General features: G+C 33.4%; 14 protein-coding genes. 5 read left to right on the top strand and 9 right to left on the bottom strand.

The features are described from left to right. Positions 1-18: 18 nt before the first annotated feature. On the bottom strand, positions 19-1,086 hold the full coding sequence (gene fbaA, locus ACWNT5_RS00135) for a class II fructose-bisphosphate aldolase (RefSeq protein WP_299602749.1): 1,068 nt from the start codon (positions 1,084-1,086) through the stop codon (positions 19-21). An 87-nt stretch (positions 1,087-1,173) separates the two neighbouring features. Further along, positions 1,174-3,738 (bottom strand): translocation and assembly module lipoprotein TamL, encoded by a 2,565-nt coding sequence (tamL, locus tag ACWNT5_RS00130; RefSeq protein ID WP_456516249.1) that lies wholly within the window; start codon positions 3,736-3,738, stop codon positions 1,174-1,176. 37 nt (positions 3,739-3,775) lie between these two features. Between tamL and ACWNT5_RS00125 the strand changes: the two genes are divergently transcribed. After that, on the top strand, positions 3,776-4,507 hold the full coding sequence (locus ACWNT5_RS00125) for a TrmH family RNA methyltransferase (RefSeq protein ID WP_456516248.1): 732 nt from the start codon (positions 3,776-3,778) through the stop codon (positions 4,505-4,507). Between the two features lie 5 nt (positions 4,508-4,512). Here the strand turns inward: ACWNT5_RS00125 and porT are convergent, their stop codons facing one another. From porT to ACWNT5_RS00110, 3 genes are all read right to left on the bottom strand, one after another. Continuing rightward, a complete protein-coding gene (gene porT / locus ACWNT5_RS00120; protein WP_299602742.1) occupies positions 4,513-5,235 on the bottom strand; it encodes a type IX secretion/gliding motility protein PorT/SprT in 723 nt (240 codons plus the stop codon). A 1-nt stretch (position 5,236) separates the two neighbouring features. Beyond that, positions 5,237-5,965: a bifunctional demethylmenaquinone methyltransferase/2-methoxy-6-polyprenyl-1,4-benzoquinol methylase UbiE gene (gene ubiE / locus ACWNT5_RS00115; RefSeq protein WP_299602739.1), complete on the bottom strand. Its 729-nt coding sequence runs from the start codon at positions 5,963-5,965 to the stop codon at positions 5,237-5,239. A 241-nt stretch (positions 5,966-6,206) separates the two neighbouring features. Continuing rightward, on the bottom strand, positions 6,207-7,301 hold the full coding sequence (locus ACWNT5_RS00110) for a hypothetical protein (protein ID WP_456516247.1): 1,095 nt from the start codon (positions 7,299-7,301) through the stop codon (positions 6,207-6,209). Positions 7,302-7,735: 434 nt separating this feature from the next. On the opposite strand from ACWNT5_RS00110, the gene trkA reads away from it, so the two are divergent. Both trkA and ACWNT5_RS00100 read left to right on the top strand, forming a co-directional pair. Next, a complete protein-coding gene (gene trkA, locus ACWNT5_RS00105; protein ID WP_299602733.1) occupies positions 7,736-9,085 on the top strand; it encodes a Trk system potassium transporter TrkA in 1,350 nt (449 codons plus the stop codon). A 1-nt stretch (position 9,086) separates the two neighbouring features. Next, positions 9,087-10,583: a TrkH family potassium uptake protein gene (locus ACWNT5_RS00100; protein WP_299602730.1), complete on the top strand. Its 1,497-nt coding sequence runs from the start codon at positions 9,087-9,089 to the stop codon at positions 10,581-10,583. A gap of 8 nt (positions 10,584-10,591) precedes the next feature. On the opposite strand, the gene ACWNT5_RS00095 is transcribed toward ACWNT5_RS00100, so the two are convergent. The 3 genes from ACWNT5_RS00095 to ACWNT5_RS00085 all read right to left on the bottom strand — a co-directional run bounded on the left by ACWNT5_RS00095 (position 10,592) and on the right by ACWNT5_RS00085 (position 13,397). Continuing rightward, complete coding sequence (locus tag ACWNT5_RS00095) at positions 10,592-10,870, bottom strand: hypothetical protein (RefSeq protein ID WP_299602727.1); 279 nt, start codon at positions 10,868-10,870, stop codon at positions 10,592-10,594. Positions 10,871-11,065: 195 nt separating this feature from the next. Next, positions 11,066-12,253: a pyridoxal phosphate-dependent aminotransferase gene (locus ACWNT5_RS00090; protein ID WP_456516695.1), complete on the bottom strand. Its 1,188-nt coding sequence runs from the start codon at positions 12,251-12,253 to the stop codon at positions 11,066-11,068. A 43-nt stretch (positions 12,254-12,296) separates the two neighbouring features. Continuing rightward, entirely contained in the window at positions 12,297-13,397 is a 1,101-nt protein-coding gene (locus ACWNT5_RS00085; RefSeq protein ID WP_343911928.1) for a fatty acid desaturase family protein, read from the bottom strand. Between the two features lie 137 nt (positions 13,398-13,534). Between ACWNT5_RS00085 and rsmG the strand changes: the two genes are divergently transcribed. Together rsmG and ACWNT5_RS00075 are read left to right on the top strand one after the other, a co-directional pair. Further along, positions 13,535-14,164, top strand: coding sequence for a 16S rRNA (guanine(527)-N(7))-methyltransferase RsmG (gene rsmG, locus ACWNT5_RS00080; RefSeq protein WP_456516246.1), 630 nt, complete (start codon positions 13,535-13,537; stop codon positions 14,162-14,164). Positions 14,165-14,247: 83 nt separating this feature from the next. Next, on the top strand, positions 14,248-14,853 hold the full coding sequence (locus ACWNT5_RS00075; protein WP_299602718.1) for a hypothetical protein: 606 nt from the start codon (positions 14,248-14,250) through the stop codon (positions 14,851-14,853). Positions 14,854-14,932: 79 nt separating this feature from the next. Here the strand turns inward: ACWNT5_RS00075 and ACWNT5_RS00070 are convergent, their stop codons facing one another. Further along, positions 14,933-15,394, bottom strand: coding sequence for a GNAT family N-acetyltransferase (locus tag ACWNT5_RS00070; RefSeq protein WP_456516245.1), 462 nt, complete (start codon positions 15,392-15,394; stop codon positions 14,933-14,935). Positions 15,395-15,591 lie beyond the last annotated feature (197 nt).

Raw genomic sequence — 15,591 nt, 5'->3', positions numbered from 1 at the left:
AGCTTGGTTGTCTATTAGTTATAATGTATTTACATTATTTAAATCCTCGAAAGCCTTTTTAAGACGGGTTTTAAAGGTGATTTCACCTTCTCTTAACCATTTTCTAGGGTCGTAATATTTCTTATTAGGCTCATCAGCGCCTTCTGGATTTCCAATTTGCGTTTTAAGATAATCAATCTTACCGGTCATGTAATCTCTAATCCCTTCGTTAAAAGCAAACTGTAAGTCTGTGTCAATATTCATTTTAATTACTCCGTATCCAATTGCTTCTCTGATTTCTTCTAGAGTAGAACCGCTTCCTCCGTGGAACACGAAGTCAATGTGGTTATGTTCTACACCATATTTTTCAGAAATAAACTCCTGAGAGTTTTTCAAAATTTTAGGAGTTAATTTTACATTTCCTGGTTTATATACACCATGAACATTACCAAAAGCAGCCGCTACGGTAAATTTGTCACTTACTTTGCTTAATTCTTCATAAGCGTAAGCAACTTCTTCTGGTTGCGTGTATAATTTAGAATCATCTACATCACTATTGTCCACACCATCTTCTTCTCCTCCAGTAATACCTAATTCTATTTCTAGAGTCATCCCCATTTTACTCATACGAGCAAGATATTCTTTACAGATTTCGATGTTTTCTTCGATAGGCTCCTCTGATAAATCAATCATATGAGAGCTATATAAAGGTTTTCCTGTTTCTTTGTAAAAAGCTTCTCCTGCTTCTAACAATCCGTCTATCCAAGGAAGTAATTTTTTTGCACAGTGGTCAGTATGCAAAATTACAGGTACCCCATAAGCTTCAGCCATTAGGTGTACATGTCGAGCTCCTGCAGTAGCACCTGCGATTGCAGCTTTCTGGTCTTCATTAGAAAGTCCTTTTCCTGCATTAAATTGAGCTCCTCCGTTAGAGAATTGAATAATTACCGGTGAGTTTAACTCTGCTGCAGTTTCTAATACAGCGTTGATAGAATTGGATCCAATTACATTTACCGCTGGTAAGGCGTAAGCATTTTCTTTTGCATGATTAAAGATAGCCTGTACTTCGTCTCCTGTTGCAACTCCTGGTTTGATGTTGTGACTCATAATTTACTTTTAGTTAATAAGCCTACAAAAATAATAAAATAATACGGAATGAATTTTAATTTTAAAGACGAAAAGTGTGATTGTTTTTTAGAAAGGATAATTAATCCCCACATTGTAAACACCTTCAGAAAAATTATAACCTTTAAACCATCTTTGATCTTCTAAGCGAGCAGGGTTGAATGTTTTAAAACCAAGGTCTAATCTAACTACAAAAAAATCGAAATCATAACGCAATCCTAAACCACTTCCGACGGCTATTTCCTGAATATCATCTAATCTCGAAAAAACAGCATCTTCTTCCTCCACACTATCTAAAACGTTCCAGATATTACCAGCATCTACAAAGAAAGCTCCATTAAGTGAGCCTAAAATATTGTATCTAAACTCTGCGTTTAGTGCAATTTTCATATTGGCTTCATTGAATTCATTTCTGCCGCCACTACTTCCAGGTCCTAAATCATAGGGAAGCCAAGCTCGGTTGTCATTTGGACCACCACCAAAGAAACTTCGAGCAAAAGGAATACTATTAGCATTTCCATAAGGTAGTGCGATCCCACCAAAGGCTCTAAAGGCTAAAACACTTTTTCCACCGAGATCCCAATGTTTTATATAATCCAATTCTGTTTTTACATATTGTGAGAATTCTACTCCAAAGATCTCGAAACGATCGTTAGAGTTTTTGTTTAACCCTGTTAGGTTAGAAACTGTATTTAAAACGTTTCCAGCTAATTCTAATTTTGCTCTGAAAATTGAAAAATCCTCATCATAAAGATTTTCTCGATTATTTTTTAAATAGGTATAGCTAGAAGCAAAAATAAGGTTGTCTTCTGTAAGTCGTTCTTTTCGTTCGTTGATATTTCTGATTTCTTGTAATTGTTCTGAAGTAAGATCAGGATCAGGAGTTTCGCTGAGCGATTCTATTATAAAGCTATTGGCACCAGATGGAATTGATAATCTAGTCTCGTTTTCGTTTTCAGGATCAAAAAATGGTGAATTTGAATCTAATACTTCATTAGCAATATTATTTAATCTGCTGAAAGAGTTAGAATATACGTTGAAATAGTTTCCTGTATTTAGATTTCTAACGTATTGAACATTAACTAAATCAATCTGATTTGTAAGTTTTGTGTTTGGTTTCCATTCATAGTTGAATATTCCGGAAGCATTTTGTTTGTCTAAACCAATGTTTTGTTGGGTGTTGATACCGAAAATAAGATTGGTAGTCGGAGACATGTATTTAGGGATGATTTTCCTCGTTTGAAGTGGGAAAATAATTTTAGGAAATGATAATTTAAGATCGACCCCAATTTCGGAAATGTCAAAAAATTGCCCATTTGGATCTACGGGATCTTTAGAGGATCCAACACTACCTCTTCCTGAGATTTCAAAAATTTCAGCTCCACCAAAAACATTTCGTATTAAGAATGAACCACTAAAACCAATTCCGAATACCTGAATATTAGAAGTAGATACGTCGAATTCTACATTAGTACTGTATTTTTTTCTGGGTGTTAATAATACATTGGCAATAAGGTCGGTTCCTTTTGGATCATCTGGATCTAAAATGTATCGGATGTTTGGATATTTAAAAGTTTTTAAATTATTAATCTGATTATACGTAAGGGTTCGGTCTTTATCTCTAAAAATTTCTCCTGGTGTTATCAGTATAGAGTTGGCAATAGCTTTGCGAGTATATCTCAACTTGTCATAACTATAAATGTTATATCCATTGTATGAGGCACTGTCTTTTGGAGTTTCATTTCTGTTTTGATAGGAGTAATCCGTAAATACATTTACTTTGCTAATCTTATGTACCTGAAAAGGTACTCTTTTTGTTTCTTCATCTTCTGTTACTTGTCTATCCTTAATTAGAAGATTTAGGTGTATTTTTTGATTGGTATTTACCGTATCAGCGTCAAATTTTATGTATTCTTTTTCGAAATGATATAGCCCGGAATTTCTATATAAGCTGGTTAAGCGTTCTCTTTCCGATTCGATATCTAAGGTTCTATATTGTTTTCCAACAACGATTGCAGATTCGTCTTGATGTAGTTTGTAAATAGAATCAGCTACTTTAGAATCGATTTTAGTATTTAATGTGTCTATAAAGTAAGGTTTGTGAGGTCTTACATAATAAGAAGCGGATGCTCTTTGATCTTCTTTATAATTGATGCTGTAGTCTGTTTTTACATTAAACCAACCGTTATTCCAGTAATAGGACTGCAATCTTTTTACAGATCTTTTTGCTTTAGCGCTATCAACTACAACTGGAGCTTCTCCAGCTTTTTTTAACCAATTATTAATTCCAGAATAGGCTACACCTAATCGATTAACCTGTTTTTTAGATAAAAAATTAATTAATTTTTGTTCTCTTTTAGGATTCTTATATAGCCAGTTTTGATAAGAGGAGTCAGGATTTACCTTTGCCATATTATAGAGGTGAAGTCTAAAAGGAGTCCATGCAAGTTTTGAATTCGGTTTTTGGTATAGCTGATTGTAAAGTTTAGTGTCATTACTTTTAATACTATCAACAAAAATTTCATTTTTAACCAATAAAGAATCTTCTTCAGATACTCTTTTAATTGCGTTACAGGAAATTAAAAAAATTGTAGATACTACAACAAATACTATTTTTGTGAACAGGTGTTTCAATCGAGATTCATTATTGTGTCAAAAATACATTATTTGTATGGTTAGCAAAAACCAAAAGAAATTAATAAATAGTTTACATCAAAAAAAGTACCGAAAACAACATGGATTGTTTGTTGCAGAAGGTAAAAAAGTGATTCAGGAGTTTTTAGATGCTGATTTAGAGCTTCATTCTCTTTTTTCGATGGATGAGTCTTTTTTTAATACACCCAAAGAAAAAACGTTTATTGTAAGTGATGCTGAGTTAAAAGGAATTACTTTTCTTAAGACACCGCAGTTTGCACTAGCGCTTTTTTATATCCCAAATGCTGAGTTAATTGATGTAGATAATTTGATTGTAGCTCTGGATGATGTTCGTGACCCTGGAAATCTTGGAACGATTATTCGTTTATGCGATTGGTTTGGGATCACTAATTTAGTATGTTCTGATCAAACTGTAGATTGTTATAATCCAAAGGTTGTTCAAGCTACTATGGGGTCTATCACACGTGTTAATATAACGTATACTAACCTTTTTGACTTTTTGAGTTTATATAAAGATACGGTATCAGTGTATGGAACGTTTATGGATGGTGAGGTTATTTACCAAGAATCGTTGTCTAAAAAAGGAATTATTGTAATGGGCAATGAGGCTAATGGTATTTCTGGTGAGATAGCATCACTGGTTTCAAAAAGAATAGCCATACCAAGATTTGGTGAAACCCAAATAACGGAAAGCTTGAATGTGGCAACGGCTACCGCAATAATTCTTAATGAATTTAGACGTTCTTAGTGTTTTTATTGAAAGGTAAAGTTGATAAAAACTCCTCTAGAAGACATTTTATCAATAGCCGATGTATAAGGGCTATTAGGATCATTATCAGCAACTAATTCGTCCGTCATTGCAAACACACCGCGTATCGAAGGTGTGAATTTGAAATAAAATAAGTAAAAGTCAACCCCAAATCCAAGTTCAAAATAATTAGTGTTTGTTTTTGTTCTAAACTGTCCTACACTATTGTCATCTGGATTACTTTCATTACTGGATAAATTTATAGAAGTAGATACTCCACCAACAATAAATGGTTTAAAATTATTAAGTCTTTTGGTGGAAACTTTTAATAGTAATGGTATATGAACATAGGTAGAAGTTACTTCTCTGAATCTTTGATTTTCATCAAAATCAGGTCCTGTAAAAGTTAAGTCTCTTCTTACAAATGATACTTGTGGCTCTAGTCTAAGATCTAGGTAGTCGTTGATTCTTAAATTCCCTAATAGACCTACATTAAAACCAATGGATTTAGCGACTTCTACATCATTGTCCAGTATAGGATCTTCACCTTCTGGAGTAGCTTTATAGTCAAAATTAAAGTCATAGGTGTTAAATCCAAGAATATATCCCCAACTTAATCTTGGCTTATCATAGTTTTGTAAATTTCTAACACGTTCTTTAGAAAATAACTGTGCACTCATATCTTGAGTACAAACGATCACAGCTATGGCAATAAAAATTCTTTTCATATTATTTTGTTGCTGTATAAATTGTAGCGACACCAAAAGTTTGTGGATGATCCTCGACTTCTATAAACCCAATTTTTCTCAAAATATTGTTGAAAGCATTTCCATAAGGAAAAGCTGCAGCACTTTCACTAAGATAAGAATAAGCGGATCTATCTTTAGAAAAGATCTTTCCAATTAATGGTAGTATTGAGCTGGTATATAGTTTGTAACCTTGTTTATAAGGGGTTTTCGTAGGTACTGAGGTTTCCAGAACAACAAATATTCCTTTTGGTTTTAATACGCGATATATTTCTGATAAACCTTGTTCTAAATCTTCAAAATTTCTTACACCAAAAGCAACAGTGATAGCATCAAAATAATTATCCTCATAGGGTAAACTCTCACCATCTCCTTTCACCATTGTGATAATTTGGTCTAGTTTTTTCGCTTTGATTTTATCTTTTCCTACATCTAGCATCCCTGCGGAAATGTCTAAGCCAACAATTTCGGTAGCTCCCGTTTCTGCTAGATTAATTGCTAGATCTCCCGTTCCTGTGGCTACATCTAGAATGTTTTTTGGTTGCGTTTTAGAAACTATTTTGACAACTTTTTTACGCCATTTCACATCAATCCCGAAAGAAATGACCCTGTTTAAACCATCATAGTTGCCAGAAATAGTATCAAACATTTCTGTAACCTGTTCTTTCTTGGTGGTAGTTTTGTCTTTGTATGGCGTTATCTTTTCTGACATTCAAAAAAATTTAGGCAAATATACATTTTTGATAGGTATCGTAGGAAAAGAATGTCATTTAGTTACAGTAATCCGAAATGTTTTTTAATATCACTCTTATTGGATAGCAATGAATTGTGGATGATTTTACTTTTTAAGATTAATGTTTAAAATGAGAAATCCAACAACCGTTCCTAATTTATGACTGTAAAAGTGCTTAAGAAAGAGTTGTTGGATTGTCTTTTAGATCCTATTAGAAAGCTTATATTTTTAAGTTGTAAACCTTTTTTCTGGTACCATTTTCAAAAAGAACAATAATAATTTCGTTGGTAGAATCTACCGGAACTTCTTGTCCTAATAAATTATGGGCTTTTACGATTTTTTGATTGGTTTCAGGAAGTTGAACGTCCTCCACTGATAATACAGGATCATCCGCCGTGCTCACAATTGCTCCATAGTTTCCAGAAGATAATGTCGGCATGTCGAAAGAATCTTCTGTTCCTGTATCTATATTGTACTTTAAAACTAAAGTTTCTGAAAAACCAATGATCTCTGAAGTTTCTGGGTTGTAGGTTAAACTTTCTACAGCATCAAATCCTGGAAATGTAGCTGTATAGTCATAAGTGCTAATAACGCTGCCATCTGTCTGATTTAATTCTACCAAAGAATGAATATAGTTGTTAGGATCTGTGAAATCCCTTCTAGAAACATATAACCTATTATTTGCGATGACTACATCCTGATAATCACCTGAAGTTAGCGATGGTAATGTAAACGATCCTTCATTACCTGTTTCTATGTTGTACTTTAAAATTAGATTATCAGAAATGCCGAAAATTTCTGAGGTTTCTGAATTGTAAGTCAAACTTTCTACAGAATTGAATCCAGGGAATGTAGCAGTATAGTCATATGTGTCAATAATGCTACCATCGGTTTGGTTTAATTCTACTAGAGAATGAATGTAGTTGTTTGGATCTGTAAAATCCCTTCTAGAAACAAATAATCTATTATTGGCAATGACCACATCCTGATAATCTCCTGAAGTTAATGATGGGAGAGTAAAGGAATCTTCAATGCCAGTTTCTATATTATATTTTAAAATTAAATTATCAGAAATGCCAAAGACTTCTTTTGTTGCTTGATTATAAGTTAAACTTTCTACTGCGTTAAATCCTGGGAATGTAGCAGTGTAATCATAAGTGTCTAAAATAGTTCCGTTAGTTTCATTTAATTCTAGAAGAGAATGTATATAATTGTTTGGGTCTGTAAAGTCTCTTCTGGTAATTTGTAGGTTTTGACTTAAAAGAGTGTTAGTTGTAATTAATAATAAAAGTAAAATAGTAGTTGTTCTTTTCATGTTTTAGGGTTTATGGTTGAATATTAAGGTAAAATGATTAATAACAATAATCATGAAATTGTTACCCAATTTAATAGTTTTTATAGAGAATGACTTCAAATAAAGTAAGTGCCGATATTATATTACTCTTTTTGTAAAAACTCTGTACATACTGATTGATTTTATACTTGAAAATGTAGAAATAAGTTGGTCTTAATAATGTGTTTTTTGTCTTTAAAGAGGATTTGATTGTTTCAAATGAAAGTGATCTTTTTTGATAAACTACTATTTTGAATTTGCTTTTTGTGTAGGCGTTATTTAATAATTTTACCAGTTTATTAAATTCCATTATCTTTGTAGACTTTTATTTTTCAGTAGAAATTTTTCACCTTTAAAAACAGGGTTTCTGCTGAAGTTTAATTTTATCTTTTGATGATAAATAATAAAAAACACCGATGAAAATTATTATTGCCGGAGCAGGCGAGGTAGGGTTTCATTTGGCGAAATTACTTTCATTTGAGTCTCAGGATATTACACTGATAGATCCTGATAAAGAATGTTTAAATTATGCGGATAGTCACTTGGATATACGTGTGATAAAGGGAGATGCAACTTCAATAAGTATTCTTAAAGATGCCAGAGTAGAAAATGTTGATATGGTAATAAGTGTTACCTCTAGTGAGACTACTAATATTACTGTATGTGTTTTAGCAAAACAATTAGGAGCAAAACGCACGATCGCCAGAATATCAAATACTGAGTTTATTGAAAATAAGGAAGAAGTAGGTTTTATTAAGTTTGGAATAGATGAATTAATTTCTCCAGAAGCATTAGCAGCTAGTGAAATTGAACTATTGCTTAATCAGTCTGCTTTTAGTGATAGTTATGAGTTTGAAGATGGAGCACTAACCATGGTGGGGACTACACTTTCTGAGTCAGCTCTTTTTGTAGATAAGACTGTTAGGGAAGCAGCAGAGATTTTTCCAGAATTACATTTTATGCCCATTGCTATTCAGCGATCAGGTACCCAATATACTATTATACCTAGGGGAGATACTAAATTCAAGGAAGGAGATCAGGTATATTTCGTGACATCAAAAGGTGGAGTGGAAGAACTGTATAAGTTAACCGGTAAGGTTAAGGAGCAGATCAAGAAAGTGATGATTCTTGGAGGGAGTAAAATTGGTTATAAAACAACTTGTGATTTATGTGATCATAAGTTTAGGGTTAAGCTTATAGAAAGTGATAAGGATAAAGCTTTCGATCTAGCAGATGATCTTCCAAATGCGTTGATTATCAATGGTGATGGGCGTAATGTAGAGTTGCTAGAAGAGGAGAACATAGATGATATGGATGCTTTTATTGCTGTAACTGGTAATTCAGAGACCAATATTATGTCTTGCTTAGTAGCAAAATCGAAAGGTGTTCGGAAGACGATAGCTTTAGTAGAAAATATGGACTACTTTCAATTATCACATTCGATTGGGATTGATACATTAATTAATAAAAAACTTTTAGCAGCTAATAATATATTCAGATTTATTAGAAAAGGGGAAGTAGTGGCAATGACAAAGCTCAATAACATGAATGCGGAGTTGCTAGAGTTTGTTGTAAAGCCTACATCTGAGGTGAGTGATAATCTGATTAGAGATCTTGATTTTCCAAGATCTGCAATTATAGCTGGTGTTATTAGAGATGGAGAAGGGATGATTCCTCTTGGAGGTTTTTATATAAAAGCGGGTGATAGAGTAGTGGTATGCTGTTTGCCAAAATCTATTAAGAAAATAGAAAAACTTTTCCTGTAAGATGTCTAAGCTTAACTTTAAAATTATTACTCATATTATGGGGCTTTTATTGCTCTGTAATGGAGGTTTTATGCTGATAGCAACTATCGTTAGTTTTATCTATAAAGATGGTGTTACCATGCAAATCATGTTAGCGGCATTGTCTACCATGTTTGTCGGAATAATTTTAATGTTTCTTACGCGCGAGCATCAAAAGTCTATTAATAAAAGAGAAGGTTATATTGTTGTTACTTTTGGATGGATTTTCATGTCCTTAAGTGGTACATTACCTTATTTGTTTTCTGATGCCATTCCCTCGTTTACCAATGCGTTTTTTGAAACGATGTCTGGTTATACTACTACTGGCGCCTCTATACTTAATGAAATAGAAATTGTGCCAAAAGGAGTGCTTTTTTGGCGTAGTCTTACTCATTGGATAGGTGGCATGGGAATTATTGTATTAGCGGTAGCAATATTACCATTATTAGGAATTGGAGGTATGCAGTTATTTGCTGCAGAGGCTCCTGGACCTAGTGCCGATAAGTTGCATCCTAGAATTACAGATACGGCAAAAAGGCTGTGGCTTATCTATTTTGGGTATACAGCTGCAGAAACCATATTGCTTAAAGTTGCAGGGATGGATTTCTTCGATGCTATTAATCATGCGTTAAGTACCTTATCCACTGGAGGTTTTTCAACCAAAAATGCTAGTGTGGCTTATTGGAATGATCAGCCGCTTATTCAATACATTATTATTGTATTCATGTTTTTAGCTGGAATGAATTTTATTTTAAGTTATTTCGGTTTTAAAGGGAAGTTTGGTAAATTCTTAAAAGATGAAGAGTTTAAGTGGTATGTAATTTTTATGGTTGTGTTTACCGCAGTTTCTGCTATTATTATTTATTTGAAAGCGGATCCTGCAAATTCGGTTATAGATCATCCGATGGTGTTAGGAGAAGCGGAGAGTGCTTTTAGGCATGCATTATTTCAGGTTTTGGCAGTTGTGACTACAACAGGATTTGTCTCGGCTGATTTTACCGTCTGGACGCCTTTCTTAAAAATAATATTTTTCGGTTTGATGTTCTTAGGTGGATCTGCTGGGTCTACAGCCGGAGGTATGAAAATAGTAAGACATTTAATTACTATTCGTAATGGTATTTTAGAATTTAAAAGAACGTTGCATCCAAGAGCGGTATTGCCTGTGCGTTATAATACTAGAGCGGTTTCTAAAGAGATCGTATATAATATACTTGCGTTTTTTATATTGTATATGTTGTCGTTTATAATTGGTTCATTAGTTTTAGGAATGCTAGGATTAGATTTCGAAACCGCGATTGGAGGAGCGGCTTCCTCGCTTGGTAATGTTGGGCCAGCTTTAGGAAAACTTAGTCCTGTGAATAACTTCGATGTATTACCAGCATTTGGAAAATGGTGGTGTTCTTTCTTAATGCTTATCGGACGTTTAGAATTGTTTACTGTTCTTATACTGCTTACTCCTTTCTTTTGGAGAAATAGGTAAACTTTATATTAAAAAGCAGCTTCCCACGGACCTATTGCATAAGGATTGATATGCCAAAGCTCTGCCACCTTTTTAATGGTGTCTTTTACTTTGCCTTGTACACTTTGCAAATAAATAGGTTCTATAAAAAAGATGTCAAGTATTGCTTCGTAATAAGATGTTGAATTATCGATGTCCGAAGGCGTATAATTTAGAATCTCATCATCTGAAAGGGGGCTTTTAAAATTCTCTTTGAAAATTTGAAGCACATTTTTTTGAACGATACGTTCTTTTTCAAGAATGTCCATAAATACAAATACGGGTTTTAAGATTGTTATTTATGTTCAAACTACAATTATTTCTTTCTTCAGTGTTTTCCCCAAAACATTTTAGAATATCATCACTTATAACTCCGAAAACGGTAATTTATTTTGGAAAAAATAAAAACCGATGATTTTTATGGAATCATCGGTTTTTTAATAAAAGATATATGATTTTGTTAATTAACTAACAGCTTTTTTGATTCTGTTTATAGCTTCAGTAATTTGTTCAGTACTTGCAGCATAAGATATTCTGATGCAGTTTCCGTTTCCAAAAGCATCTCCAGTAACAGTGGCAACATTTGCTTTCTCTAATAAGAACATAGAAAAGTCTGAAGCGTTATTAATAGTAGTGCCATCGATTGTTTTTCCAAAATAATAAGAGATGTCTGGGAATACGTAAAAAGCTCCTTCGGGTTCATTACATTCGAAACCAGGTATTGCTGCTAATAAATCTAAAATTAGTTTTCTACGGTTTTTAAACTCATCAACCATATATTGGATATTGCTTACAGGAGCTTCTAAAGCGGTAATAACTGCTCTTTGGGCAATACAATTGGCTCCACTAGTTACCTGACCTTGCATTTTGTTACAAGCTCTAGCAATGGCTTGTGGTGCTCCAATATAACCTATTCTCCATCCTGTCATCGCAAATGCTTTGGCAACACCGTTTACCGTAACAGTTCTATCGTACATATCTTCGAATTGAGCCATAGAAGCATGATCTCCTACATAGTTGATGTGCTCATAGATTTCATCACTAACTACGATAATGTCTGGGTATTTTTGTAACACATCTGCCAATGCTCTTAATTCATCCTTGCTATATATAGATCCACTAGGGTTACAAGGAGAACTGTACCAAATCATTTTAGTTTTAGGTGTTATGGCGTTTTCTAGTTGATCAGCGGTCATTTTAAAATCATTCTCTATAGAAGTTTTTACCTCCACAGGAACACCTTCTGCAAGTTTTACAATATCACTATAACTTACCCAATAAGGGCAAGGAAGTATAACTTCATCACCAGGGTTTAGGTATACCTGCGCAACATTGTACAGAGATTGTTTTGCACCTGTAGATACTACAATCTGAGAACGATCGTATGTTAGGTTGTTATCTCTTTTGAATTTTGTGATGATTGCGTCCTTTAATTCTACATATCCATCTACTGGTGTATAAGAATTGTAGTTATCGTTAACAGCCTGAATGGCTGCGTCTTTTATAAAATCCGGAGTATTAAAGTCTGGCTCCCCCAAACTTAAACCGATAATATCTTTACCTTCTGCTCTTAATTCTCTAGCCTTAGCTGCCATTGCTAAGGTTGCAGAGGCCTTTAATTTGTTGATTTTGTCTGATAATTGAATACTCATTTCCGATACTTGTGTGCTCATTTTGGTAATTGATAAATAAAAGTTATGATCGCATAGCAGGTTTCATTCCCATCTGTTTTAGATGTTTAAAATGGGCGATAATCGCTTTGCGAGTAGTCTTGTACTCATTATATGGTAAATTAAACTCCTGTGCTGTTTGTTTTACAATCTTAGAAATTTTGGTATAATGAATGTGACTAATATGTGGAAAAATGTGGTGTTCCACTTGATGGTTTAATCCTCCGGTAAACCAGTTTATTATTCTGTTTTTGGTTGAGAAATTTACAGTGGTAAATAATTGATGTATCGCCCATGTGTTTTTCATAGTGCCAGTAGTGTCTGGCAAAGGCATTTGGGCTTCTTCCACCATATGCGCCAACTGGAATATGATACTTAATATCAAACCAGCTACATAATGCATTACGAAAAAACCGATGAGGATTTTCCACCATGCGATGGACATAATCACCATTGGTACTACGATCCAAATTAAAAGGTATATGATTTTAGTTATAACTATAGTGCTCCACTGTTTAATTGGACTAGGTAATTTACCATAAGCTAATTTTCGAGCTAGATATCTTTTAGTTTGTTTAAAATCTGTTGTTAATGCCCAATTAAAAGTCAGTAAGCCATATAAAAAAACAGAGTAGTAATGCTGAAATTTATGAAATTTCATCCATTTAGCATGTTTTGTAAAACGAATGATTCTACCAGCATCCATATCTTCATCATGACCGTGAATATTGGTGTAAGTGTGATGCAAAACATTATGTTGTACCTGCCAATTATATACATTTCCAGCAAGAATATACATGCTACTTCCCATTAGTTTGTTGATCCACTTTTTAGAAGAATAAGATCCGTGGTTTCCATCATGCATAACATTCATACCAACTCCTGCCATACCAATACCCATTATAACGGTAAGCAAAAGCATCCACCATTGTGATATATCAAGGGTAAGTATTAGAAAATATGGGGTTAAGAATATCGAAAACATGATAATTGTTTTCAAATGTAGCTTCCAGTTTCCCGTTCGTTTAATATTATTTTCTTTGAAATATTGATTCACTCGCTTATTCAGAGTTCTGAAAAATTTTGCTGAATCAACTCTGCTAAATTTCACATTAGGTGTAGTCATGGGTTTCATATTTATGACTTAACGGTATTCGTCATACTTTATTCGGTAAAGTTAGGTATTTATATTTTTTTAACTTCTTAAAAAGTAGTAAAATATATCCAAGTTTAGATGTATTTTTGCGCTTTAAAAATTAGTCCATGGATATTCTACATAAATATTTCCCCGATCTAACTGATGATCAAAAAGAAAAATTTGAAAGGCTTGGTGATTTGTATAAAGATTGGAACGCTAAGATTAATGTAATATCCAGAAAAGATATTGATTTACTATACGAACGACATGTTTTGCATTCACTGGGTATAGCAAAAGTTGAACAATTTAAACCTGGTGCTAAAGTCTTGGATGTAGGTACTGGAGGAGGATTTCCAGGTGTGCCTTTGGCTATTTTATTTCCAGAAACTGAATTTTACTTAGTAGATGTGATTGCAAAGAAGATTCGAGTTGTAAATGAAGTGGTAAAAGCATTGGGGTTGACTAATGTAAAAGCGGAACAAAGAAGAGCAGGAACTTTTGATGAACGTTTTGATTTTATCATAAGCAGGGCTGTAACTAATATGCCAGATTTTGTAAAATGGATTCGAAAGAATATCACTAAAAAGTCTAATCATCAATTGTCTAATGGAATACTATATTTAAAAGGAGGTGATCTTACCGAGGAACTTTCCGCATTTCCAAAAGCGCATCAATACAATTTGTCGGATTATTTTGAAGAGGAGTTTTTTGAAACCAAAAAAGTGGTGTACATGCCATTAAAATATAAGTTATAATAAAAAGAGTAAACAGGGAGAGTTGCTTATCAATTAGTAATTGCTAAACACTACCGCGAAAACATACTTAACCACTTAAGAATATGAGAAAAACGCTTAGTATACTTCTAATTATTTTTTGTTCACTAACTGTTTTAGGTCAAAAAATTAAAACAGCTTCTGGAGATATTTCTGTACTTGCAGGAGAAAAAGAACTGTCAGTTACTTTTGGGTATGATAATATAAAGGTGCATGGTTATGAGACAGAAGAGGAGTTTATAGAAGATAAGATGCGAATACGAGAAAGACATAAACCTGGATCTGGTGCTGGCGAAAGGTTCAAAGGTTCTTGGTTTGCCGATAGAGATACAGTATATGCACCAATGTTTATCGAAAACTTGAATTATGCAATACCTAAAAAAAGAAAAATCAAAGTTTCAGAAAATAATCCAGAGGCAAAATATAATTTGCATGTAGAAACATTGTGGGTGTATCCTGGGTATAATGTAGGTTTTTCACAGCCTTGTAAAATAGAAGTGGCACTTAAAATATATGAAATAGCCAATCCTGATAACGTTGTCTGGGAGTCCAAATCACCTTTGCGTATTGAGGCTAAGCTAGCTCCGTATAAGAGAGAAATTAGAATAGGTGCTGCTTATGGTGCTTTAGCTATGAAACTGTCTTGGTTTTTAAGGAAAAAAGCAAAGTGAGATTTATTGTTTTTATAAAGCTAAAGAAGATGAAAATTTGTTTTTTTTATAGAAAATAAACAATAACTAATTCTGAGGGTCAATCTTTTAAATTCACTCTCATTTTCACGAGATATTTTTCAAAACCTGCTTTTTCATACGCCTTAATGGCGCGAGGATTTTGATCATATACATCTAAGTGGAGTTCATAGATTTCTTTTGAGCGGAACCAATCGGATAAATATTTTATTATATTTTGACTTACTCCCATTCCTCGATAATCTTCCTTAACAAACATAAATCCTATATATCCCATCGTCGTTTCTTTGAAAAACACTTTTCGATCTCTTATCTGCCCATAACCGCTGCCTACTATTTCTCCATTAATTTCTGCTACAGCTACTTCTGTGTGATCTGCTGTAATGTATTCAGAAAGGTCATAATAATTTATTTTTTCTGAAGTAATTAAAGTTGGGTCCATTGGGATTTCTGTTTTTATAATTTCTTGTTCGAAATCTAACAGAATAGGCAGATCTTTAATTTTTGCTGGACGTATAATCATAGGGTTATTTCTTCTTAAAAATACTAATCATTAAATGTATAAACAAAATAGGTTGTACCAACATTACTAATGATAAAAGTATTAGTTGAGTAATAATAAGATTATCGTTATAGGACCATTTTGATTCGGAAGAAAAAATATAAGGAACCAATGTAAATAAAAGAAGTCCACCAATTGTTCCTATAATATGAATGTAA

Source organism: Aquimarina sp. 433 (assembly GCF_054054605.1).
The sequence above is the reverse complement of the archived record's forward strand: the minus strand, read 5'-3'. Positions and strand labels throughout refer to the sequence as shown.